The sequence below is a fragment of the Methylobacterium sp. Leaf112 genome (assembly GCF_001423295.1).
Lineage (GTDB): Bacteria > Pseudomonadota > Alphaproteobacteria > Rhizobiales > Beijerinckiaceae > Methylobacterium.
Genome location: NZ_LMNG01000029.1, coordinates 245,068 through 268,627, shown reverse-complemented (window position 1 = coordinate 268,627; position 23,560 = coordinate 245,068). Strand labels below are relative to the sequence as shown.

Below are 23,560 nucleotides of genomic sequence, written 5' to 3'. Positions count from 1 at the left end.
CGCTCAGGTTGAAGGGGCCCGGCACTGGACCGAGCCGGGACGGGGATGCGCTTCGGGAAGGGTGCGCCGAGCTTCGACGGCTGGCTGCTTAGGCGACGATGACCCAAGCCGGATCGAAGTCCGACCCTCGGGGGTCGCCGCGGGGGTTGGCCACGACGCGCGTGCGCCCGAGCCTGTAGTCGGCCCGGGACGGTGCGTTCCCATGGACCCACAGGCACGGTGCGCCCCATTCCTGCATCACCGCTTCGAGATCGGAAGCGAGCGAGGCCGCTACCCAGCTATCGCAGAGCCAACCGGACCAGTCCTCGGGCAGCGAGCGGCGGGAGGGGGCATGGCAGGTTAGCACCACTGCCCTGTCGCCCGGCCTCACCCCTTCGACGAGGGCCTTCGGCGGCGCTGGATATCCCAAGGCCTGATAGGCAATGGTCGAAAGGGCATCCTCGACGTAGGCGCGCGAGCGTGCGTGGACGGCGAGTGCGTCGAGCGGCGACCAGGGTCGGCCTTGTCGCAGGAGGATGCGGTCGCAGTCGGGGGCGGCATGCTTCGCGCCGACGCGGGCGAGCCGACCGTGGAACGCGCCTTCCAGGGACCAGTTCGTCCACAGGGTTGCGCCGATCACGTGCACGCCGCGTCCGTCCGGACCCTCCAGCCGGATGGTCTCATCGGAGAGCAGCCGGATACCCAGCTCCCGGGCACGGTGACGTCCCCTTGCGAGGGCCTCGACTAGCGGCGTCCCCGACCAGTATTCGAGGTTTCCGGGCACCATGACGACGGGGCGGTTCCCTTGCCGCCCGCCGAGGGCCGCCGCTAGCCAGTGCAGCGACGCGTCCAGGCCGGCGGCGATGCCGCCGGGCACGAGGAGCGCATCGAACTCTGGCAGTGGGTCAGGCAGGACGAACCCGGGATCCAGGTCGATCCTAATGTCCGACAGGACCCACAACCTCATGCCGAGAGGATGCTCGACCTTGCCGGTCGCGTCGGGGAAGGCCGCAGCCTCGTGCGACCTTGATCCCGCGCTACCCCAGGATCTGGGAAGGCGTCGGGACGGGGAAGGGCTCCGCCTCTGCGACGGCACGCCCCGTGCGGGCGCGGGGACGTCTTGGTCAAGTTTGCCCAAGCGGTTCATTGAGGACGCCCCTCCAGTTCACGGTCCCTGACGCGGACGACGGCTTCGACGGCACGGCGGAGGCGGCGGACCGACCCACCCCGCCAACGGTGGCGGAGGGCCCGCAATTCTGTGGCATCGGGCGGCGGCAGGAACGCGGGGTCGAGGCCGCGTTCCCGCGCGATGTCGCCGAGCAAGGCGACGGACAGCGCCTCAACGTGCTCCGGACCGGGCGCGGGAAACGCCACGATGCGAAGCCGGTCTAGCAAGGGGCCCGGGAGTTTTCCCGTTTCGTTGGCCGTGCAGATGACCGAGGTCCAGGAGAGGTCGAGGTCGGTCTGCAGACATGGGTCGGGGAAGCGGCGGGCGTTCTCGGGTTCGAGTGTCTGGAGCATCGAATCCCAGATGCGGCCGTACTCGGCCCGGGTCGGGGCCTTGTCGATCTCATCGACCAGCACGAGGGGGTTTGCTTGAGAGTAGCGGGCGCACGCCATGAAGGCCCGGCACGGCTCCGCGCTCCACCATCGGCGTTCGGTGCCCCCGAAGGATGCCCCGCCATCGTTGGAGGCGTCCACGCGGTAGACCCCGACCCCGAGCTCCTCGCCGAGCCGACGGACGAAGCGCGACTTCCCCGACCCGGGCGGGCCTTCCAGGACCAGCGGAGGGATGCGGACGAATTCCTTCCCGACAAGTTCGCCGAGGATCGCGTCGACCGCCCGCGTGGCATGGCAGAACTCGCTGAGCAGGCGCTCGCGAACCTCGGGCAGGAACGGCGTCGGAACGAGGCGAAGGGCCTTGCCGATGGCATGCTCGAAGCCGCGCACGACCTCTCGGCCCTTACCAGCCCCCGTGGCGGGGCTCGCTGGACAGACGAGGACATGGCCGGGACAAACGGCGACATCGCCACCCTCGGTCTCCTTGGGAACGTCGGCGACGGGTCTCGGTGGCTGCGGCAGCTTCTTGCGGGCGGCGCCCTTGCCGGCCTTGTCCGCGGCATGCCGCTCCAATGGTTGGACCGCCTGCTGGCCCACGGCCCGCGCATGGGCAGCCAGGGTGTCGTCGGCCATGAAGTCGAGGGTCTGGCCCACGCTGATGGCCGACAAGCCGACCGCCAGCGTCCGCGCTTCGGCCTTGAGGTTCTGGAACGCCTGGCCGAGCGCAGCCCGCCACGCGGCCACGGCCGTGTCCACGACTTGCGGCCCCATCTCGGCGGGGGGGAATGGATCCGGCAGCCCGAGGTCGGTGAAGGTAACCCTATGGTCGTCCTGCGCGGTCGCCGTGACCAACGCCAGCTGGTGCAGCGCGGCGGCGACCTCCTCCAATCGCTCCAGGTCATTCCACACGGCCGCCGCCGACCGCGATGCGAGCGGCTGGACGAGGGCCGATCCGCCGAGCAAGAGGGATGCACCGACGATGTCGCGCATGTCAGGGTCGTTTGTCCTCGCGCAATACGTGTCCAGGGCCGCCAGGCCGCCCGAGAGAACCTTCCCCGGCTCGGTGGAGCCCGTCCCGAGGCGGGAGCGCCGAACGATGTCCCCGCACCGGGACAGCAGCCTGGAGCTGCGCGGCGCGGCGTCATGGATGAAGGAGACGGTGTAAGGGTTGGCGAGCCATGTCGCGACAAGGGCACCGAGCTCGGCATCGATGGCCCTCGCATCGGTAGCGAGCTCCCGCGGCAAGGCCCCGTACCGGACCGCCGGGTCGAGGCCTGCTCGGAGGACGCGGGGCAACCGCCTGAGAATGACCGCCCGTGCGGTCGGAGCCGGGATGTTCGACATCTGCCTCCAGGGGATCGGGATTGGTGCCGGGCGGCCGATATCGGACGCGTGTTCCAGCAGTGCCGCGCAGGCCGCAGGGTCGCGCGGCCAAGGCATCTCGCGGGCTTGTTCAGACCTCGACGACGAGGCCGGGGTCGAACGCTGCGTTCTCGCCGGGATACCCCTTCGGATTGCACAGCACGCGCGTCCCGCCGATCCGGAAATCCATGGACGTGTGGGTATGGCCGTGGACCCAGAGTGCCGGCTGAAACCTCTCGATGAGGGGGTCGAGCCGGGACGAGAAGCTGGGGTTCAGCGAGGCGCCGCGATATCGCGGCGCAATGCATCGGGCGCTCGGCGCGTGGTGGGTGACCACGACGCTAGGACAGGACCTGCCGTCGACGCCCACGGAACGTGCGAGCTCCCGTTCGAGATAGCGGCGGGAGCCGAGGTGGACGCCCAGCGCATCCTCGGGCCGGAACGGCCGCGGCTCGCCGCTCGTGGCGGTCGAGATCAGGCGGTGGTCGTTCATGCCCCGTCGTGCATCATCCATCGAAGCCGCGCGCCGATTGGGTCCGTCGAGTTCGTAATCGGTCCACAAGGTGCAGCCGGTGAAGGCCACACCTTCAACGACGGCAGTATCGTTCTCCAGGAAGTGGATGCCCGAATTTCTTGCGGCCCTGCGCCCCGAGGCGAGTTCCGCCTCAAAGCGGCGCCGGTAGAACTCATGGTTTCCTGCCACGAGGACGGCTTCCATGTGAGGACGGATCGCATCGCCGATCCAGGCGATGCTCTCGACGAGCCCTTCGCCGACGTCCCCGGCGATGACCGCGACGTTGGCGTCCGGGATCGCCGGGGGTAACCAGGGGCGGCCCACGTTGCGGTGAAGGTCGGAAAGGATCCAGATTCGCATGGTCGGGTGCCCTCGATCCGTGAGAAAGGGTTTCGGTACCCGCCGGGTCACGGGGCATGGCCCAGGCGCCCTTGGGGGGCAGCCGCTCGGGACCATTCCCAGAACGATCCGGGCGGCGACGCCGCTGCGATGACGAATGGGTGTGTGGAAGTCCCTGTGAGGGAACCATGATCCTGGGCCGCCGGCGCCTGAACCGCTGGGTTCCCTGGCTACGCTTCGACGGCGAAGGACATGGACGGACGGCGTTCGTGGCCGCCCCGAGGGGCGGTCCTACGACCGGCGAGATCCCGAACGGAGCTGCGCTCCCTGAGATCGGAGCCCCCTTGGATGGTGCCCTGTCAGTGTAGCCCGCTTCCGGCTTCGCGGCCGGCGGGTCGGCCGAGGGTGTAGGTGCGCGACAGCGTGCGGGCATACGAGACGCTGTCGGTCGCATAGAGCGCGGATGTTGAGACCCTCCGACCATCGACTATGTTGGGATGGCCGTAGACGCGGCCGGTCAGGATGCGCACCGGCGCCGCTTCCACCCTCCAGTCTTCAAGCCTAGGGCTGTCGTCGAGTTCAGACCGTGCGGGACCGGTTCCGTCGCGGATGGCATCCAGGGCATCTGCGAGATCGCGCAGGCGTTCTCCGGTGCGGCGCTCGTCCATCAACCGTACGATGCCGGTATCGACGCCGAGGGCGGCCGCGAGGCGGTCTGCGTCGATGGATGCCGCTTGCGGATCGGACGCCACGGCCCGGAGTGCCGCCAGGAGCCAAATTCCGGCGGACAGGGTCCTGGCGCTACGGCCACCTACGACCAGGTGGGATGCTTCCGAGTGGGTCAGTGGCGGCAGGGTCACCGGCAGGGTGCGCACGGGAACTTCCCCGGCGAGATCCGCGGCGAGATCCGCGGCGAGGCGCGCCATCGTCCTCCCGAAAGCGGTTCCGGCGGGTCCGCCTCCCCCGCGGCTGCACCCGAGCAGCCAGGCCGGGGCGATGCCTCCGACCGCCGGGTCGAGGGGTACAGCTCCTTCCGTGGACAGCACATGGCAGGCCGCATGCTCGTCGAGCGGAGCGGGGCCGACCGTGAGGACGGCCGCATCGAGACTCTTGCGCAAGGTCGTGTCGGCAAGCCAGGCGACCGGCAGGTCGAGCACAGCGCAGCGTCCATCCTCCCGCGCCTTCGCGATCTCGGTGATGACCGGGGCCGTGCACCCGTGGGCGCTTCCAGCAGTTCGCTCGATCACCCGGACGGGATCGGCGGTCACGATCCGGGGTGGTAGGCCTGCCTCGGCCGGGAGCGTGAACCGGATCAGGCTCACGGGTTGTGCGAGCGCGGCATGCGCATCGGTAAGGACCAGGGCCGCATGGGCCGCCTCGATCCGTCCGAAAGTACCGAAGAATGCGCTGATCAATTGAACCCTCCGCAAGCATGCGGACGCGCTCGCCGTCACGGGATATCCGTGATGGCGCGGCGTCGAACGATCAATCTTGAGAAAGCGAATAATACAACGAAACCGACCAAAATAGCAATAGACTTACGTATTCGGCAAGTCACTATTGAATCTATGGTTAACGGTGCATCCAACAAGTGCATCAATGCCTTTCCCTGACTTCGCGTTTGAGGAAGGAACGCGAAGGCCGGTGTCTCGCCCGGCCTGCGTCACGGGACCCGGGGTCGGTCTCACAGACGAGATCCCCTGCCGGGCAGAGTGAGGGCTCCGGTCACATCGACAGCCAGTCCTCCTCGTCCCGGATGGTGGCTGCCATGGACCTGGCGTGACCGAGGATGACTTCCTCGTCCGCCAAGTCGAAATCGCTGTCGAGGACCAGGGGGACCGGAAGCCTTTCCCAGTCGACGCCGATGTCGGCACCGACGTGGACGGCAGCCTTGGGCGAGGCCATGCTCCTGGAACGCTCCCTCGCCATCCGCGACTTGGTCCTGGGCAGGCCCCTTCGGGCGTCCCGGGGATGCGTCCGGCGCGTGGCGTCCGACCCTTGGGAGGGAAGGCGGGCGGAAGGGGTTTTGCGGCGAGCTTTCATGTCAACCTCCGGTTCAGGCGGGGCGGGAAGAGGCGCAACCCGCGGAATGGCGGGACGCTGCGGACATCGGTGCCGGAAGGGGTTGCCGGCTCTCCCTGAGCGTACGCCCGGCACCGCGGCGCGCGATGCGCCGCGACGGATCGAACAGGCGACGCCGGTTCGGGTTCTGGTCGCTCACGTCTGCGGTCCGTTCATCCAGATCCACGGCGAGGTCGAGCAGGTCGGACCGGAGCTCGATCTCGGCGGCCGTCGCGCCGGAGGTCATGGCCTGGACTACGCGCGCACGGTCGATCCGGGTGGCGTAGGGGTCGTCCGCCGCGATGCGCAGCGTGGCGGCGAAGCCGATTGCCCGCCAGTGCAGGGTGCCGCAGGTACAGCCGGCCCGAAGGCTGGCGGCATCCGCACGCCGCAACGTTCCGATCCGGATGGGCAGGGCGCGGGAGGCTTCCGGAAGCGCCCGGTTGCAAGAAGCGAGCATCCAGGGCGGAGACAAGGCATCCGTGGCCTGGGCGGCCTTCGAGGCCATGGCGCGCCGGGCTCCATCATGGGCCAGCGGCTCGGGGCCGAAGGAGACGACGGCCAGATCGAGCCGGCTCCGGATGGAGATGTCGCCGAGTAGCGCGAGGGGAAGCGCCAGCATCAGGTGGCTCTGGCTGGCGGCAGCCTCGTCCAGGTACGCGGGGACGGCATCGGCGATGTTGTGCCCGCCGGCGAGGATGCCGGAGTTAGGCATCCCCTCTCGATTGAGGGCACTATTGGCAAGTAGGGCGGCGTGGCAGGCCGAGCTGTCGTCGGCAAAGAACCCGATGTTCATCACGGAAACTCCGCAATCGGTTGGTGCCTCTCGGGCACATGCAAATAGTACCTTGGGAGAAGATCTGAATTCAAGAAAAATCTCTAGTCACTAGAGATTTGCGTCGAGCCAGGGTTAAGCAGTCCCTGGCCGCCTCGATGGGCGGTCCGATAAGCGAAGCGACTACGAGGGAGGCAGGTCAGAGGGAGCGTAACCCGCTGCATGATCCCGGTGTCACGATGGCGCCCGTACCGATAGCTGTCGTACCGAGGTCTGCCGCATCAGATCAGGATGCCGTTCCGGCATGAGGCGAGTTCTAACGCCGCTGAGACGGAGCGGCGACGCAGCCAGGCACGGACGAGCGGGACGAACCCGAGTACAACCTTCGACACAGAACAGAATTCCGCTCGGGCGATGCCATGGGGGAGGCGCAGGCTTCCCGTAGGCCTGGGCGGGATCGAACGGGAGACACCATGCGCCGCCTCGCCCCCCTTCTGCTTGCCTCAGTCCTGCTGCCGGCTCCCGCCCATGCCGAGCAGGACCTGCTGCTCGGTGCCGACATGGGCTCGGCCGCGATGACCCGAGCCGAGATGACCCGGACGGAAGTCGAGGCGATGATCGCCAGGGCCAACGGCAAGCCCATCGACCTGTCCGATAGGGCGCTCGCAGGCCTCGACCTCTCCGGCCTCAATCTTACGGGTGCGAACCTGCGCACCGCTCGCCTCAACAAGGCAAACCTGCGCGGCGCCGACCTGACCGGGGCGAACCTGGAACAGGCCTGGTTCATCAAGGCGGACCTCTCTGGCGCCAAGCTCGTCGGCGCGAAGATGTTCGGCATCACCGCCCGCGACGCGAACCTCAGCGAAGCCGACCTCAGCCGGTCCACGCCCATCGGCGACTTCAAGGGCGCCAACATGAGCGGGGCGACGCTCGTCGACCTTAAGGGCGGCGCCGATATCAAGAACCAGTCCATGGGCCTGATGCGCGCGGTGTTCGTCTCGGTGAACCTCAGGGGCGCCAACCTGAAGGGAGCGGACCTCGGGCGCTCGCGCCTAGAATACGCGGACCTCACGGACGCGGACCTGACCGACGTGGTACTGATGGGCTCGGACCTGTCAGGCGCCAACCTCACTGGAGCCACGGTCGCGGGCGCGGACTTCAAGAACGTGGATGTCAGCGGTGCGCGACTCGTGTCCCTCAAGGGTCAGGAGAGCGTGAAGGGCTGGACGGCACGCGTAAACGCAGACCGCGCGATCACGCAGGCTCCCGACTGACCCTGCCACCTGGGCGCCCGCGGAGCGGTGGATGCCCTCCAACCCCTTCGACAGGATCCTCGGAGCTTTCGTATTCTTTCCACGGGACCGGGGACACGGGGCGTAGCATCGAATGGAGAAACACTTTTCGCAGGGCGAGCTTGAGGCTCTCGCGGATGCCCTCGGCGATACCGGGGATGGGCTGACGGGCGGGGAGATCGAGCATCTCCTGCAAACCTGCGGCATCCCGGACCCGTCACCGGTACTCGCGAAGCGGCACCGACTCTACAATGCCTTCGGTGCGAGCCAGAACGCCCGACGCGAAAGGCTCGCAATCCTCGCCTTCATCCGAAAGGCGATGAAGCCAGGGCGTTACTTGCGCCAGCCTGAACGTTTCGAGCCTCTCCGCACAAGGCTGAACGCGGCGCTGGCCTTCTCGGCGCTGGCGGTCGACGAGAGTGGGAGCCTGGTCCCGTCCACGGAGGCGAAAACCCTCCCGGAAGCCCGCCGACGTGCCAATGAGCTCCGCGCGGACCTCCAATCGCGCGGCACCCATCCCGACGTCCTGGTGTTCTGCCGTGAGGAACTCCTGGCCGACAACTACTTTCATGCCGTGCTCGAAGCGGTAAAGAGCGTTGCAGCCAAGCTACGGGCGAGAACCGGCCTGACCGACGACGGCAGCACGCTCGTCGAACGGGCGCTGGGCGGCAGTCCGCCACTGCTGGCCGTCAACGCGTTGTCCTCCGAGAGCGAGCGTTCGGAGCAGAAGGGGTTCGCGAACCTCGTCAAGGGCGTCTTCGGGATGTTCAGGAACCCGACGGCCCATGCTCCCAAGGTTCACTGGGCCATGGCGAAGTCGGATGCCGAGGACCTCCTGACCCTCGTTTCGTTGATCCATCGCCGGCTGGATGGGGCAACGAACCCGCCGCGGGTCTAAAGCCCGCATCGGGTGGAGTGCATGTCGATCCCGGGTCAGAGGTCCTCGGACACGCCGGGCTCATGGTCGGCCAGAACCTCAATGACACGGCAGTGGCTGATGCGTCCCCGTTCGCATTGATCGACGGTGGCCTGCACCGCCTCCCGGAGGGCGGACAGGCGGGCGAGACGGTCATCGATGTCGGCAAGGTGGCGACGGGTGATGGCCTCGACCTCGGCGCACGGAAGATCCGGTTGGTCCGCGAGATCAAGCAGCGTACGGATGGCATCTACCTCGAAACCCAGAGCCCGGGCATTCCGGATGAACTTGAGGCGCCGGACCGTGGCGTCGTCGTAGCTGCGCCTGTTCGTGTCTGTTCGCGCGGCAGCCGGTAGCAGCCCGTTGCTTTCGTAATAGCGGATGGTCGGAATCTTCACGCCGGTCTTTTCGGAAAGCGCGCCGATGGCGAACGACTTCATTTCCCGCCCTCTCCTCTAGCCACTGGAGAAAATACGGCAATCCTGCTCGGTGGGGAACCCAGGCCATCGTCAATCCACGAGCGTCCGCGGGACGAAGCGCTTCGCGCTGCGCCCTCTCGACACGAACGGGGTGAAGCCCACCTGGCTGAATGGCAGCCCGCGCGCTTGCGGGATCAAGCCGCGTAGGACCCCTATGTCTTGGCATGTACGAACAGCATCGAATGGTTCATAAGGCGCCCATGAGCGCAGGTTCCCCGACCAGGGCCTATGAGGCGATGCGCGGCTGGTGGGTGACCACCGTCCGCGCGCTGTCGCTCGTACTCGCCCTGGCGCTCCTCGCTCCCGACGCCATCCACTCTGCCGAGCCGTACGGCGCCTCCGCTTCCGAACTCTCCGTTTCGGCGGCCCCGGACGGCACGTCCCCGGGCCGTCCGGATGGCTGTCCGGCCTGCCACGCGAGCTGCGGCTGCCACCAGGCCATCAGTCCCGATGGACCGTTCCGGGCTCCCGCCGCGGAAAAGGGGCGCCTCTCCTACGCGCCGCTGGACGTCGTGGTCGTGTCCGTCTCGCCGGACCGTTTGCCAAGGCCTCCCCGCGCCTGAGGTGACCTCGCCACCTCCGTGGCGCGGGTCAGCCGGCCATCTAATCAGGTGCCGGCTCCCTCATCGAGCGTGATCAGTATGGGACCGTCAGAAGCCGCGCGTGCGGCCGAACGGCATCCCAGGCAAGACGGCCTTTTCTCCCATGCGAACATTTCTGTCCTTGGCCTTCCTGGCCATCGGCATCGCCATCGGCGGTGCCTTCCCAGAGGTTTCTGAGGTCGTGCGAGGCGCCCTTGCGACCGCCGGCCTGTCGCCGACCCCCAAAGCCCCGCAAACGAACGCCGCGAGCGAGACGGCGTCGGAGGGCGTCGAGACCAAGCCCGGCGAGGACGACCATGGGCAGGTCGCCGGCAAGCCGCGGCACGCCAAGGGCGAGACCAAGCCCAATGCCGGTGCCCGGAAACATGCCGAGGGCGAGGCGCACGGCCACGACGAGGAGGGCGAGGACAGGATCAAGATGACGGCCGAGCAGGCCGCCGAACAGGACATCAGGCTTGCCAAGGTCGAGGGCGGCACGCTCTCGCGCCACCTCCTGGTGCCCGGCACCATTGCCCAGGACGCCGACCGGATCACCCGGGTGCCGGCTCGGGTCGCCGGGACCGTGGCGGAGATGCGCAAGCGCCTCGGCGAGGACGTCGCCAAGGGCGAGATCGTCGCCGTCCTCGACAGCCGCGAGGTCGCGGATGCCAAAAGCGACTTCCTCACGGCGACGGTTAAGGCGGACCTGGAAAAGACCAACTTCGACAGGCAGCAGGCCCTCTGGGACAAGAGGATCTCGGCGGAATCGGCCTTCCTGAACGCGAAGGCCGCCTACTCCGAGGCGACCTTGCGCGTCGACCTCTCCCGCCAGAAGCTGTCGGCCCTCGGACTGAACGCGACCGAGGTCGCCGCCGCGGCCAAGAAGGACGAGACCACCCCGAATTCATCGTCCTTGCGCCGCTTCGAGCTCAGGTCTCCCCTCGCCGGGCGGATCGTGGAGCGTAAGGTCGACGTCGGCACGAAGGTCGGCAGCGAGGGCGACCCAGCCGACGTCTATACCGTGGCCGACCTCTCCTCACTGTGGATCGAGCTCCCCGTCCCCACCACCGAGCTGTCCAAGGTCCGCGAGGGCGCCAGGGTGACCATCGTCGGCGGCCAGGATGCTCCCCGCCCCGAGGGCAAGGTCGTCTTCGTCAGCCCGATCCTCAACCCGGAGACGCGTTCGGCCCGGGTCATCGTCGCCCTGCCGAACAAGGACATGTCCTGGCGCCCGGGCACCTTCGTCACGACCGAGATCGAGATCGCCCAGGACAAGGTCGCGGTGCGGCTGCCGAAGTCCGCCATCCAGACCATCGGCGGCGAGAAGGTGGTGTTCGTGCGGACCGAGGAGGGCTTCTCGAAGCGGGAGGTGACCCTCGGCAAGGCGGACGACGATGCCTACGAGGTCCTCGCAGGCCTGGAGCCCGGCGACGAGGTCGCGGTGGCCAACTCCTTCGTCCTGAAGGCCGAGCTCGGCAAGGCCGAAGCCGACCACGACCACTGAGGGCGGCCGCCATGATCTCGAAGATCCTCGACTTCTCCGTCCATCAGCGTTGGCTCGTGGTGCTCCTGTCGCTGCTCGCGGCCGGGTTCGGCGTGTTCTCGCTGACGAAGCTTCCCATCGACGCGGTGCCGGACATCACCAACAACCAGGTGCAGATCAACACCACGGCGCCCTCGCTCTCGCCGAACGACATCGAGCGCATCATCACGTACCAGGTCGAGACCGCGCTCGCAGGCATCAAGGGCCTGGAATACACCCGCTCGCTATCCCGGAACGGGTTCTCCCAGGTCACCGCCGTCTTCTCCGAGGCGACGAACATCTACTTCGCCCGCCAGCAGGTCGCCGAGCGTCTTCAGGAGGCTGAGGCGGCGATGCCGTCCGGGGTCGAGCCGCGCATGGGGCCGATCTCGACCGGCCTGGGCGAGATCTACATGTGGTCGGTGCACTACGCGAAACCTGCTGAGCGCAAGGTCTCGAAGCCCGGTAAACCCGGTTGGCAGCCGGACGGCAGCTACCTCACACCCGAGGGCCAGAGGCTCTCGACGGAGCTCGAACGCACGGCCTACCTGCGCACGGTCCAGGACTGGATCATCCGCCCACAGGTGAGGACCGTCCCGGGCGTGGCCGGCGTCGACGGCATCGGCGGCTTCGAGAAGCAGTACCACGTCCAGCCCGATCCGATGAGGCTGACGGCCCTCGACCTGTCCTTCGCCGACATCGGCCGGGCGCTGGAGGCCAACAACGCCAACCAGGGCGCGCGCTACCTGGAAGACAACGGCGAGGGCTACGTCGTGCGCGCCGCCGGCCGCTTGGAGAGCATGGAGGACATCGGCTCCGTCGTCGTGACCACGCGCGGCGGCGTGCCGGTCCGCATCTCCGACGTCGCCGAGGTACGGATCGGGCGCGATCTGCGCACCGGGTCGGGCAGCGAGGACGGGCAGGAGGTCGTCATCGGCACCGCCCTGATGCTCATCGGCGAGAACAGCCGCACCGTCGCCGCCGCGGTCGACGCGCGCATGACCGGCATCCGGCGCACGCTCCCGCCCGGCGTCGAGGTCCAGACGGTCCTCAACCGCACGGTCCTGGTCGAGGCCACCATCCGGACGGTCGCCAAGAACCTGGCCGAGGGCGCCGCCCTCGTCGTGGTGATCCTGTTCCTGCTGCTCGGCAACATCCGCGCGGCCATCGTCACGGCCCTCGTCATCCCGGTGGCGATGCTGATGACCATGACCGGCATGGTCCAGGGGCGCATCAGCGCCAACCTGATGAGCCTTGGGGCCCTCGATTTCGGCCTCATCGTCGACGGGGCGGTCATCATCACCGAGAACGCCCTTCGCCACCTCGCCGAACGCCAAGGGGAACTCGGGCGAAAGCTCGACCTGGAGGAGCGCCTCGCCACCGTGCGGGTCTCGGCCGAGGAGATGATCAAGCCCTCCCTCTACGGGCAGGCCATCATCATCCTCGTCTACGTGCCGCTCCTCACCTTCACCGGGGTCGAGGGCAAGATGTTCGAGCCAATGGCACTCACCGTCATCATCGCCCTGGTCGCGGCCTTCGTCCTGTCGCTCACCTTCGTCCCGGCGATGATCTCCATCGTCATCACCGGCAAGGTCACCGAGACCGACAACCTTTTCGTCCGGGCGATCAAGGCCGCCTACCGCCCTGTCCTCGGGGCCGCCCTGCGCGTGCCCATGCTGTTCGTCGCGGTCGCCCTGGTGCTGCTCGTCGGAGCCGGCGTCCTGTTCAGGGGTCTGGGGCAAGAGTTCATCCCGCAGCTCGACGAGAAAAGCATCGCGTTGAACGCCCAGCGCATCCCGTCGACGTCCCTGTCGCAATCGCAGGCCATGCAGCTAAAGGTCGAGCAGGCCATCGGCCGGTTCCCCCAGGTCGCCTACGTCTTCTCGAAGACCGGCACCGCCGAGGTCGCCTCGGACCCGATGCCGCCGAGCTCGTCGGACACCTTCGTCATCCTGAAGCCGCAAGCCGAATGGCCGGACCCGGACCTGTCCAAGGCCGAGTTGCAGGAGAGCATCGAGAAGGCCCTCGGGGCGCTCGCGGGCAACGTCTACGAGTTCTCCCAGCCCATCCAGCTTCGCTTCAACGAGCTATTGGCCGGCACCCGCGGCGACCTCGCCGTGAAGGTCTTCGGCGATGATCTGGGCGCGATGACCGCGGCCGCGAACCAGATCGCCGCCATCCTGCGCGGGGTCGAGGGCGCCGACGACGTCAAGGTCGAGCAGACGGCCGGTCTGCCGTTTCTGGAGATCGGGATCAACAAGGCCGAGGCGGCCCGCCTGGGACTGAGCACGTCCGCGATCCAGGACGTCATCGGGGCGGCCATCGGGGGCCGCGAGGCGGGCGTCGTCTTCGAGGGCGACCGACGCTTCCCCATCGTCGTGCGCCTCAACGACAAGGTGCGCGAGGACCGCGAGGCCCTGGAGAACATCCCGGTGCCGTTGCCTCCCGGACCAAACGGGCGCGCCGCGTCGGTGCTCCTGAAGCAGGTCGCGAGCTTCTCGGTGACGGAGGGCCCGAACCAGATCTCGCGCGAGAACGGCCGGCGCCGCGTCGTGGTCACCGCCAACGTGCGGGGCCGTGACATCGGCTCGCTCGTGGCCGAGGCGCAGGACAAGGTGGCCTCTGGGGTGTCGCTCCCGGCCGGCTACTACGTGACCTGGGGCGGACAGTTCGAGAACCTGGCTTCCGCCCGCCAGCGCCTGATGGTGGTCGTACCGGTCTGCTTCTTCCTGATCTTCCTGCTGCTGTTCTCGGCCCTGAACTCGGCCCGGGACGCGCTCCTGGTGTTCAGCGCGGTTCCCTTGGCACTGACCGGGGGCATCGCCGCCCTGTGGCTGCGTGGCATGCCGTTCTCGGTGCCCGCGGCCGTCGGCTTCATCGCCCTGTCCGGGGTGGCGGTGCTCAACGGCCTGGTGATGCTGACCTACATCAAGCAGCTCATCGCCGAGGGACGGCCAAGGCGCGAGGCCATCATGGAGGGCGCCATGACCCGGCTCCGTCCTGTGGCGATGACCGCGCTGGTGGCATCCCTCGGGTTCGTACCGATGGCGCTGGCGACCGAGACCGGGGCAGAGATCCAGCGTCCCCTTGCGACGGTGGTCATCGGCGGGCTCATCTCGGCGACCCTGCTGACCCTCGTCGTCCTGCCGGCTCTCTACGCTAGGTTTGCCGATGCGGTCGCTCCCGAGAGGAAGGATCGGCCCATGCCGGTCCAACCGCATCTCCGCGCCGCCGAGTAGGAGGGTCGGCATGAGCAAGAAGGTCGCCCGAACCATCGCCGACTGGGGCGGCGGCGGCCCACGTCGCCGACGCCGCGTCAGGCCCCACGTCCGTCGCGCGGCCGGCCGGGCGTTCGCCCTGGCCCTCATCGCCATCCCGGCCTGCGTCTACCTTCTGTACTGCCTCTGCAACATCGGCGGGAGGACGCACTTCCACCTGATGCCGACGGGGCCGATCCATCCTCAGGACGGATCCCCGTGGGGAGACAAAGCCTCGATGATGCGGCAGTCGGCGACGGACCCGCAGCCGCACTGACCGATGACGTCGCGCAGCTCATGCGCCAACCGGGTCAGGTCGGCCAGCTTGCGCTCGACCTGCGCCAGGTGGGCGCGGGCGATGGTGTCGACCTCGGCGCAGGACCGGTCGCGGTCGTCGGCCATGGCGAGAAGCTCCCGGATCTGGTCGACCGTGAAGCCGAGGTCCCGTCCCCGCCGGATGAAGCTCAGGCGGCGCAGGTGCTCCGGACCGTAGAGACGGTAGTTGCCCGCCGACCTTTCCGGCGCCGGCAGGAGCTTCACCTTCTCGTACCACCGGATCGTCTCGACGCGGGTGTTCGTCGCCGCGGCCAAGTCGCCGATGGTCATGGGGGGTGCGTGCGCCATGGCCTTGACCCTGTAGTTGCTACAGGGTGCATGTAGGGCCTCAGACCCTTCGGCGCGAGGCCCGGGTCGACGGAGCTTGCCATGTCAGGGCCAGGAACATCGGGAGCGGTCCCCGCAGGCGCCGCGCTGCGCTACCGCGTGAAGGGCATGGATTGCCCGAGCTGCGCGACCAAGATCGAAACAGCGGTAACCCGCATGCCCGGCGTCCGCGACGTCCGCGTGAACTACACGGCCCAGGTCCTCGACCTCGTGCTCGACGAGGGCTCGACACCCAGGGCGGACCTGGAGAACCGGATCACGGGGCTCGGCTATGGCGTCGGGTCCCTGCCGACCGCGGCCGACCTCGCCCGCTCACAGGCAACGGGCATCGCGGCCTCGGCCATCGTCGAGGAGGAGGCGGAGTCCCCCGCCTGGCGCAGCCGCAAGGGGCTTTTGGCGCTGGGCATCGCCGTCCTGTTCGCAAGCGGATTTCTCCTGCAGACGGTTCGGCCCGGGCTGGCCGGGGAATACGCCTACTGGCCCGGCGCGCTCCTGGGTCTCGCCTTCTACGGACGCCGCGCCATCGCCGCCGCCCGCAACGGCTCGCCCTTCTCCATCGAGATGCTGATGTCGGTCGCCACCATCGGGGCGCTCGCCATCCATGCCGCCGAGGAAGCGGCGGTGGTGGTCCTCCTCTTCACCGTTGGCGAGATGCTCGAAGGCTTTGCGGCGGGCCGGTCCCGGGCCGGCATCAAGGCCCTCGTGGGCCTGGTGCCGAAGACGGCGCGCCTGGTCGAGGGGGACGGCGCCGTGCGTGAGGTGGCGGCCGCCTCCCTGGTGATCGGCCAAACCGTGCTGGTGCGCCCGGGTGACCGCGTCCCTGCGGACGGCGAGGTCACGGACGGCACGTCGAGCCTTGACGAGTCCCCGATCACGGGGGAATCGGTGCCCCGGCCAAAGGAGGTCGGGGACGCCGTCTATGCCGGCAGCGTCAATGCGGACGGGGCCCTGCAGGTCAGGGTCACCCGGATGCCGTCGGACAACACCGTCGCCCGCATTCTGCACATGGTGGAGGAGGCGCAGGCTTCGAAGTCGCCGACCGCCCGGTTCATCGACCGCTTCAGCGCCGTCTACACCCCGGTCGCCTTCGCGGTCGCCGCGCTGGCGGCGCTTGGCCCGCCGCTGCTGCTCGGCGCCGACTGGGGCACCTGGATCTATCGCGGACTGGCGTTGCTCCTCATCGCCTGCCCCTGCGCCCTCGTGCTCTCGACCCCGGCCGCCATCGCCTCGGGTCTTGCCGCCGGAGCGCGGCGGGGACTGCTGGTGAAGGGCGGCGCCGCCCTGGAGACCATCGGACGGGTGCGTACCGTCGCGTTCGACAAGACGGGGACGCTCACGGCAGGGCGTCCAAGGGTCACCGACGTCCTCCCATTTGCCCCGGACATGACGGATCGCACCCTGCTCGGGCTCGCGGCGACGGTGGAGGCCGGATCGAGCCACCCCATCGCTCGTGCGATCCTCGAACGTACGGAGGCCGACGCCATCCCCCTGCGCCCCGTACGCGATGCCCGTGCGGTTCCCGGCAAGGCCGTCCAGGCCACGGTCGCCGGTCGCACGGTCGCGGTGGCATCCCCGCGCCACGCCGCGACGCTGGCCAGCCTCTCGCCGGAAGCGGAAGCGACGGTGCAGGCCCTTGAGGAAGCCGGCAAGACCGCCGTCGTCGTGGTTCGGGACGGAGAGGCGCTCGGCGTCGTGGCGGTCCGGGACGAGCCCAGACAGGATGCGGCCGCCGGCGTCGCGGCCCTGCGCCGGCTTGGGGTCGAATGCGTGATGCTGACCGGCGACAACCGGCGCACCGGCGAGGCCATCGCCAAGGGCCTGGGACTATCGGTCCGGGCCGACCTGCTGCCGGCCGACAAGCTCGCCGAGATCGGCGCGTTGAAGGAGGTCGGCCCGGTCGCTATGGTCGGCGACGGCATCAACGACGCCCCCGCGCTCGCCTCCGCCAGCGTCGGCATTGCCATGGGCGGCGGCACAGACGCGGCACTGGAGACGGCTGACGCGGCCATCCTCAACGACCGGGTATCGGACGTGGCCGCCCTCGTGGCGCTGTCCCGGGCGACGCTCGGCAACATCCACCAAAACGTGGCCATCTCGCTGGGGCTCAAGGCCGTGTTCCTGGTGACGACGCTCGCAGGCATCACTGGGCTATGGCCGGCCATCCTGGCGGATACCGGGGCGACCGTCCTGGTGACGGCCAACGCCCTTCGCCTGCTCCGGGCTTGAGCCGATGCGTCTCATACGGGAAAGGGCCGGGTTCGGCGCCCTCGTCGTAATCGCTGTGACCGCGGCGGGCACCGACCTGTGGACCAAGGCGCTGGCGGTCGACAGGCTTTCCGACGAAACCGTGCACGCGGTACTGCCGATGCTCGACCTCAGGCTCGCGTTCAATCATGGCATCAGCTTCAGCCTGCTTCCGGCGCATGACGCGACGTCCTTGGTCGTCCTTCTTGCGCTTCAGGGAATGCTGACGGCCTACGTTGCCCGGTTGGCATTCCGCGCGACCGGAGCGTCGGAAGGAGTTGGTTTCGCCATCATGACCGGCGGTGCACTGGGAAACCTCATCGACCGATGGGTGGACGGCCGCGTCACGGACTTCCTCGACCTGCACCCGGCGGAGGTGCATTGGTTCACCTTCAACATGGCCGATATCTGGATCAGCCTCGGGGCCGCCTTGATAGCTTGGGAGGCAGTCGGCAAGCCGGGCGGGCCGAGACCACCAGCGCCGCTTGATCGGGCCGCCCTACGGGTCCCTTAACGGCGTCATTTCGGTCGTGCCCGTAATGGTCGAACGGCCTGGCCGCAGGCATGGACGATGCGGTCCTGCTAATTGAACGAATGCTGGGATGCGTCCGTCCCTTCAGTCAGGCGGAGGATGCGTTTAGGAAGAACGGCGCATGGGGTCCTATGCCTCGATGCCGGCCTCGCCCGCGACATGGTCGGGCTTCTCGACTTGACCGCGTCGCTGAAGCTGGAGGGCCACGACCCAGCACAGGACCGCCCAGGCCGACCCCACGCACCAGCCTGCCAGCACGTCGGTCGCGTAGTGGACCCCGACATAGACCCGGCTCAGCCCGACGACGACCGTGAGGAAGACGGCCAGCCCCATGAAGTACGCCTTCAGGCGAGCGCCCGCCGCCACGCGCGTCATGAGGGCGCCGAGTGTCAGGTAAGTCACGGCGGAGAGCATGGCGTGGCTGCTAGGGAAGCTGGCGGTGAACACCTGGATGCCGCCGGGGATCTCGGGTCGGGGCCGGTTGAAGAGGAGTTTCAGCCCGAAGCTGATGACCGTCCCGCCCAGGATCGATCCCACCACCAGGACCGCGGCCCCCTGCTTGCGGATCAGGAGCAGGTACCCTGCCACAGCCGCGATGAGGAAGCAGAGGACCACCATGCTGCCCAGGGAGGTCACGTCCCGGGCCATCTCGTGCAGCCAATCCGGTCCAATCGGACCAGCCGCGCCGGGTGGACGGAAGAAGTGGGCGACGCGGGTGTCGAACCCCATCGTGCCGCCCTCCATGACCTTGTCGGCCAGGAGACCAAACCCGAGGATGAGGGCGGCGACGCAAAACAGCGTCACGGGCAGACCGATCTCCCGCTTGCCGAGGCGCGCCATGATACCGGCACGGGCGGACGGAGAGGACTGGTTCATGCGCCCGAACTCCTGGATCGGTCCCTTGACGGTTGCTGGCTCGGGACACTCACCGCCTCATGCGGCAGAGCCGAAGAACCCGTTCGGATCCTCGCCCGTTCCCCCGCGGTGAGCGGCGAGCCAAGGAGAACCCGCACCTTTGTTGCCCGCAATGGTCGCATCCACGCCGAGATCCCTGTGGAGGAGGGCCTGAAACGTCGGATATCGACCCCGAGGCCTAGTGGTCGAAACCTGACGCTTGATACCGTCCGCTTCCGACCCAACTACGCCGTAAGAGCAAGCCAACGTATCTCTCGAAAGCAGACGTTGCAGTCGATCTCGCCGTGCGAGGGCATGATCTCGGATCTCCGCCTTTCAGAGTGGTGACGCCGCCGCATCATTCCTCTGACTGCTCCTGGGTGACGGCCGTATGCCGTGGTTGAGGACGAGTCGGCGGTCACGCTGACGTCACCAATCTTTTTCGTGTGTCAGTGGAATAGACGCGCCCGTTCGGCATCTCTCCCGATGCGGTCATGGTCGACCGCGGGAGACCTCACTCATGCACACCATGCTGATCCGCGCTGCCTTTGCGGCCTTCGCCTTCTCCGCCGCCGCCGCCCAGGCCGCTGCGCCTGCGATGACGGCCGAGACTGCCAAGGGGCCGGCGCTCGTCGATGCCAAGAGCATGACCCTCTACACCTTCGACAAGGACATGGGCGGCAAGTCGATGTGCAACGGCCCCTGCGCCGCCAACTGGCCGGCCCTGATGGCCGCCTCCGGCTCGGCTGCTAGTGGCGACTGGACGATGGTGACGCGGGACGACGGCACGATGCAGTGGGCCTACAAGGGCAAGCCGCTCTACACCTTCGCCAAGGATACGAAGCCCGGCGACATCACCGGCGACGGATTCCTCAACGGTGCATGGCACATCGCCAAGCCCTGATCGGTAAAGCCTCGTGGACGAGATCGCCGCCCTCATCGAACCGCAGATCCCAGCGTTGCGGCGCTACGCAGTCGCACTGTTGCGGGACCGCGAAGCGGCGGATGACCTCGTCCAGGACACGTTGGAGCGGGCGTTGTCCGGCTGGTCCGGACGTCGCCGCGACGGCGACCTGCGAGCCTGGCTGTTCACGATCGAGCGCAACCTGTTCCTCGGCACTGTTCGACGCCGGGGCCGGCGCGGCATCGATGTCGGCGCTGAGGCTTTGGAGCAGGTGCCCGATCCGGGTGCCGACCCCGAGGCCGTTATGGGGGCACGCGACGTGCTCACCGGACTCGACGCCCTGCCCGAGGAGCAGCGCTCAGTGCTACTGCTCGTCGCGGTCGAGGATCTGTCTTATGCGGAAGCGGCGCAGGTGCTCGGAGTACCGCTGGGCACGGTGATGTCGCGGTTAAGCCGAGCCCGGGAGCGGATGCGAAGTTTTCTGGAAACGGGCCGAACCGGCTTGTTGAGGAGGGTGAAATGAGCGGGGATCCACGCCCGGTCGGCGAGGACGACCTGCACGGCCTGATCGACGGTCGTCTCGAACCGGAGCGGCAGGCACTGGTCGAGGCATGGCTCAGGGGAAACCCCGCGCGGGCGGCCGAGGTCTCGGCGGATCGCGCCCTGCGCGAGCGCTTGCGTGCCCGCCTCGCGCCGATCGCCGAGGAGGCGATCCCGGCGCGGCTCCGGGTGGCCAACATCCGCTCGCGACATCGCCCGATAACCGGGCGCTGGCTTCCGGTCGCGGCTGCGGCCGTGCTCTGCCTCGCGGTTGGCGGTGCCGCCGGCTGGTTCGGCCATGCCGCGCGGCAGGTACCCACGGTCACGCTCGCGCGAACCGAGCCGGCGACCGACGACGCGGTGGCGGCCTTCCGCACCTACGTGGTCGAGGCGGTGCATCCAGTGGAGGTGCGCGCCGATGAGAAGCCACACCTCGTGACGTGGCTCTCGAAGCGCCTCGGCCGGGCGGTGACCACCCCCGACCTCACGGCCTACGGCTTCCGCCTGATGGGGGGCCGGCTGCTGCCGGCGGGTTCCGAATCCGCCGCGATGCTGATGTACGATGACGATCACGGCACCCGGCTGACGCTCTACAGCCGCGTAGGCGATGCGGATGGCCGCACGGTGTTCCGCTTCGCCCGCGAGGGCGACGTCGCCGCCTTCTCCTGGGTCGATGGCGGCATGTCCTACGTCGTCACCGGTCGCACCGACGAAGCGCGGCTTTTGACCGTCGCGCAGGCGGTTGACGCGCAGGTCCGTGGATTGCCGGTTCCGCCGCGGCAACCATGACCCTCGACCAACTCCGCATCTTCGTGGCGGTGGCCGAGCGGCAGCACGTAACCCGGGCTGCCGAGGCGCTGAACCTCGTGCAGTCGGCGGTCAGCACGGCGATCGCCAATATCGAGGGACGACACGCGACCAAGCTGTTCCATCGGGTCGGCCGCGGGATCGAGCTGACCGAGGCGGGACGCGTGTTCCTCGTCGAGGCCCGCGCGGTGCTCGCCCGGGCCGAGGCCGCCGAGCTGGTGCTCGCCGACCTCAGCGGCATGCGACGCGGGACGCTGGCCCTCTACGCCAGCCAGACCATCGCCAGCGACTGGCTGCCGCGCCACCTTGTCGCCTTCCGCCGGGCCTACCCTGAGATCGCCATCCGGCTGGCGGTGGGCAACACCACCGACGCTGCCGATGCGGTCCGCGCCGGGCAGGCCGAACTCGGCTTCGTCGAGGGGGCGCTGGACGACCCGACGCTCGCGAGCACCACCATTGCTCATGACCAGCTCGTCCTCGTGGTCGCCCCAGGCCATCCCTTCGCCGGAGCGACCGCCCTTGAACCCAAGGACCTCGCCGGGGCCGACTGGGTGCTGCGCGAGGGGGGATCGGGAACCCGCTCGGCCTTTGAGGCGGCGCTGGGTGCGGCCGGCCTCGCTGCGGCTCAACTCCAAGTCACACTCGAATTGCCCTCGAACGAGGCGGTCCGCGCCGCCGTCGAGGCCGGGGGCGGGGCCGCCGTGCTGTCCGAGACCGTGGTCGCCGCAGCGCTTCGAGCCGGGACCCTGGTACGGGCGGCGTTCGCCCTGCCGAGCCGGCCGTTCCGGGTACTGCGCCACAAGGAGCGCTACCGCAGCCGGGCCGCCGACGCGCTGCTCGATTTGATCGCAACGGCGGATGCCGAATGAGCGAGCCCGCGAAACCCGTTCCCCCCGACGACCCGCGGGTCAGGCTCGCCGAGGACCGCACGGTGCTGGCAGCCGAGCGCACCTTCGTGGCGTGGCTTCGCACCGGGCTCGCCTTCCTCGGCGTCGGCCTGGCCGCGCAGCGCTTCCTGCGAGAGGTGCTGGCGGTCTGGCCACTGAAGGTGCTGTCGCTCACGCTGATCGCCTGTGCGCTCGCCTCGTTCGCCGGCGCCGCATGGCGGGACCGAGCGATCCGGGCGCGACTCGCTCATGCCGAGATCCCGATGATGCCGCGCATCCTCACCGTCGGGGTTGCGGCCCTGCTCATCGCGATCTCGGGCCTCGCTGCCACCGCCCTGCTCTGGGCGTGACGGTCAGGCCACCGTTACCCGCACCCGGTGCCAGGCGGCGCTGAGGTAGCCCTTGTAGTTCCAGGTGTCGTCCGGCGCCGCAGGCTGGGTCTGGCCGGCGGAATCCCAGGCCCGTACCGCGAGTTCGTGCTCGCCGGTCGTCAGCTCGCGCTCGATCTCCCAGAACGTCCAGGCGTAGGGTGCGTCGGCGTCGCGGTCGATCCGGGCCTGCGCCCAGCTGCGACCGCCATCCGTCGAGACATCGACGCGGGCGACCGCGCGGTCACTGGCGATGGCGTAGCCGCGGATCGCGTGCCGGCCGGCCTTCAACGCCGCGCCGCGGGCGGGCTCGCAGATCGCGCTGTTGAGCGGCATCGCCTCGATGGTGATGCCGTGGGCGGGGTCCGCGGTCTCGGCGGTCACGTCGGGCGGAAACAGCTTGTAGTCGTCGGCCTGCATCGGGTTGTTGGAGGGGTGATCCTGCACCGTGATGCGGGCGAGCCATTTCGGGCTGCGGATGCCGGCAAAGCCCGGCACCACAACACGCAGCGGGTGACCGTGCTCGGGGGCGAGAAGCTCGCCGTTCATCGCGAAGGCGAGCAGCGTCTCGGGGGCGAGAGCCTTGGCGAGCGGGATCGAGGCGCCGAAGCGCGTGTCCGTATGGGCGATCCGGTCGTGGCTCTCGAAGGCGACGTGACGTGCGCCCCCCGCGTCGAGGCCGGCCGCGCGCAGCACCTCGGCGAGGCGCACGCCGGTCCATTCCGCGTTGCCGATGGCGCCGGGCGCCCACGGGTCGCCGGAGACCGGCGCCACCGCCAGCATGTCGGCCCGGCGGTTGCCGGCGCATTGCATCACCGCCGTGACGGTGACGGGCGCGAAGCGTTCCTTGAGATCGGCGAGCGAGAGGTCGAGCGACGTCGCGACCATCCCGTCGATGATCAGGCGGTAGCTGTCGGCGTCGAGGTCCGGGATGTCACCGTGGCTGCGGACGTAGAAGTCGGCCTGATCAGTCAGGAAGGCCGCGCGCAGGCGATCGAGCGGCGGCTCGGCGTTGTAGGGCGCCTTTCCGTGGACGATGAGGCGGTCCTTGCGCTGGAACAGGCCGAGCATGGGGTCTTTGTCC

General features: G+C 68.7%; 22 protein-coding genes. 12 read left to right on the top strand and 10 right to left on the bottom strand.

The annotated features are described in order from the left end of the window. Positions 1-88: 88 nt before the first annotated feature. The 6 genes from ASF52_RS13735 to ASF52_RS13710 all read right to left on the bottom strand — a co-directional run bounded on the left by ASF52_RS13735 (position 89) and on the right by ASF52_RS13710 (position 6,611). Positions 89-946 (bottom strand): hypothetical protein, encoded by an 858-nt coding sequence (locus tag ASF52_RS13735; protein WP_056172914.1) that lies wholly within the window; start codon positions 944-946, stop codon positions 89-91. A gap of 176 nt (positions 947-1,122) precedes the next feature. Beyond that, positions 1,123-2,529, bottom strand: coding sequence for an AAA family ATPase (locus ASF52_RS13730; RefSeq protein ID WP_244473811.1), 1,407 nt, complete (start codon positions 2,527-2,529; stop codon positions 1,123-1,125). A 463-nt stretch (positions 2,530-2,992) separates the two neighbouring features. Further along, a complete protein-coding gene (locus tag ASF52_RS13725; protein ID WP_056172911.1) occupies positions 2,993-3,775 on the bottom strand; it encodes a metallophosphoesterase in 783 nt (260 codons plus the stop codon). A gap of 338 nt (positions 3,776-4,113) precedes the next feature. Beyond that, on the bottom strand, positions 4,114-5,169 hold the full coding sequence (locus ASF52_RS13720) for a hypothetical protein (protein ID WP_056172908.1): 1,056 nt from the start codon (positions 5,167-5,169) through the stop codon (positions 4,114-4,116). A gap of 310 nt (positions 5,170-5,479) precedes the next feature. Next, positions 5,480-5,659, bottom strand: a complete 180-nt coding sequence (locus tag ASF52_RS13715) for a hypothetical protein (protein ID WP_156630143.1) — start codon at positions 5,657-5,659, stop codon at positions 5,480-5,482. 151 nt (positions 5,660-5,810) lie between these two features. After that, positions 5,811-6,611, bottom strand: coding sequence for a hypothetical protein (locus ASF52_RS13710; protein ID WP_056172902.1), 801 nt, complete (start codon positions 6,609-6,611; stop codon positions 5,811-5,813). A 452-nt stretch (positions 6,612-7,063) separates the two neighbouring features. On the opposite strand from ASF52_RS13710, the gene ASF52_RS13705 reads away from it, so the two are divergent. Both ASF52_RS13705 and ASF52_RS13700 read left to right on the top strand, forming a co-directional pair. Then, positions 7,064-7,864: a pentapeptide repeat-containing protein gene (locus ASF52_RS13705; RefSeq protein ID WP_056172900.1), complete on the top strand. Its 801-nt coding sequence runs from the start codon at positions 7,064-7,066 to the stop codon at positions 7,862-7,864. Between the two features lie 112 nt (positions 7,865-7,976). Then, on the top strand, positions 7,977-8,780 hold the full coding sequence (locus ASF52_RS13700) for a TIGR02391 family protein (protein WP_056172897.1): 804 nt from the start codon (positions 7,977-7,979) through the stop codon (positions 8,778-8,780). A 35-nt stretch (positions 8,781-8,815) separates the two neighbouring features. Here the strand turns inward: ASF52_RS13700 and ASF52_RS13695 are convergent, their stop codons facing one another. Beyond that, complete coding sequence (locus ASF52_RS13695; RefSeq protein WP_056172894.1) at positions 8,816-9,238, bottom strand: MerR family transcriptional regulator; 423 nt, start codon at positions 9,236-9,238, stop codon at positions 8,816-8,818. A gap of 239 nt (positions 9,239-9,477) precedes the next feature. Here ASF52_RS13695 and ASF52_RS13690 point away from each other — a divergent pair, with 239 nt between their 5' ends. The 3 genes from ASF52_RS13690 (at position 9,478) to ASF52_RS13680 (ending at position 14,619) form a co-directional block, all read left to right on the top strand. Continuing rightward, positions 9,478-9,840, top strand: a complete 363-nt coding sequence (locus ASF52_RS13690; protein ID WP_244473810.1) for a hypothetical protein — start codon at positions 9,478-9,480, stop codon at positions 9,838-9,840. 142 nt (positions 9,841-9,982) lie between these two features. Continuing rightward, entirely contained in the window at positions 9,983-11,362 is a 1,380-nt protein-coding gene (locus ASF52_RS13685) for an efflux RND transporter periplasmic adaptor subunit (protein ID WP_056172891.1), read from the top strand. Between the two features lie 11 nt (positions 11,363-11,373). Continuing rightward, the gene (locus tag ASF52_RS13680) at positions 11,374-14,619 is read left to right on the top strand and encodes an efflux RND transporter permease subunit (protein WP_056172889.1); all 3,246 of its coding nucleotides are present in this window, start codon (positions 11,374-11,376) and stop codon (positions 14,617-14,619) included. Between the two features lie 222 nt (positions 14,620-14,841). Here the strand turns inward: ASF52_RS13680 and ASF52_RS13675 are convergent, their stop codons facing one another. Then, positions 14,842-15,243: a MerR family transcriptional regulator gene (locus tag ASF52_RS13675; RefSeq protein ID WP_056172886.1), complete on the bottom strand. Its 402-nt coding sequence runs from the start codon at positions 15,241-15,243 to the stop codon at positions 14,842-14,844. A gap of 99 nt (positions 15,244-15,342) precedes the next feature. Between ASF52_RS13675 and ASF52_RS13670 the strand changes: the two genes are divergently transcribed. Next, positions 15,343-17,526, top strand: a complete 2,184-nt coding sequence (locus ASF52_RS13670; protein WP_056172884.1) for a heavy metal translocating P-type ATPase — start codon at positions 15,343-15,345, stop codon at positions 17,524-17,526. Between the two features lie 4 nt (positions 17,527-17,530). Further along, entirely contained in the window at positions 17,531-18,058 is a 528-nt protein-coding gene (gene lspA, locus ASF52_RS13665) for a signal peptidase II (protein WP_018044290.1), read from the top strand. Positions 18,059-18,205: 147 nt separating this feature from the next. On the opposite strand, the gene ASF52_RS13660 is transcribed toward lspA, so the two are convergent. Beyond that, positions 18,206-18,952 (bottom strand): phosphatase PAP2 family protein, encoded by a 747-nt coding sequence (locus ASF52_RS13660; protein WP_018044291.1) that lies wholly within the window; start codon positions 18,950-18,952, stop codon positions 18,206-18,208. Positions 18,953-19,490: 538 nt separating this feature from the next. Here ASF52_RS13660 and ASF52_RS13655 point away from each other — a divergent pair. From ASF52_RS13655 to ASF52_RS13635, 5 genes are read left to right on the top strand one after another with little or no spacing between them, the layout of a single operon-like run. Further along, positions 19,491-19,874, top strand: a complete 384-nt coding sequence (locus tag ASF52_RS13655; protein WP_018044292.1) for a COG4315 family predicted lipoprotein — start codon at positions 19,491-19,493, stop codon at positions 19,872-19,874. A 13-nt stretch (positions 19,875-19,887) separates the two neighbouring features. Beyond that, entirely contained in the window at positions 19,888-20,397 is a 510-nt protein-coding gene (locus ASF52_RS13650; protein WP_018044293.1) for an RNA polymerase sigma factor, read from the top strand. Further along, positions 20,394-21,203, top strand: a complete 810-nt coding sequence (locus tag ASF52_RS13645) for an anti-sigma factor family protein (RefSeq protein ID WP_018044294.1) — start codon at positions 20,394-20,396, stop codon at positions 21,201-21,203. Before ASF52_RS13650 ends, ASF52_RS13645 begins: the two co-directional genes overlap by 4 nt. Then, a complete protein-coding gene (locus ASF52_RS13640; protein ID WP_018044295.1) occupies positions 21,200-22,090 on the top strand; it encodes a LysR family transcriptional regulator in 891 nt (296 codons plus the stop codon). Before ASF52_RS13645 ends, ASF52_RS13640 begins: the two co-directional genes overlap by 4 nt. Next, positions 22,087-22,458 (top strand): YidH family protein, encoded by a 372-nt coding sequence (locus tag ASF52_RS13635; RefSeq protein WP_018044296.1) that lies wholly within the window; start codon positions 22,087-22,089, stop codon positions 22,456-22,458. The genes ASF52_RS13640 and ASF52_RS13635 overlap by 4 nt, the downstream gene beginning before the upstream one ends. Positions 22,459-22,461: 3 nt before the next feature. Here the strand turns inward: ASF52_RS13635 and ASF52_RS13630 are convergent, their stop codons facing one another. Next, positions 22,462-23,547 carry a sulfite oxidase gene (locus ASF52_RS13630; RefSeq protein ID WP_018044297.1) on the bottom strand — a complete coding sequence of 362 codons (1,086 nt, stop codon included), beginning with the start codon at positions 23,545-23,547 and terminating at the stop codon, positions 22,462-22,464. Positions 23,548-23,560 lie beyond the last annotated feature (13 nt).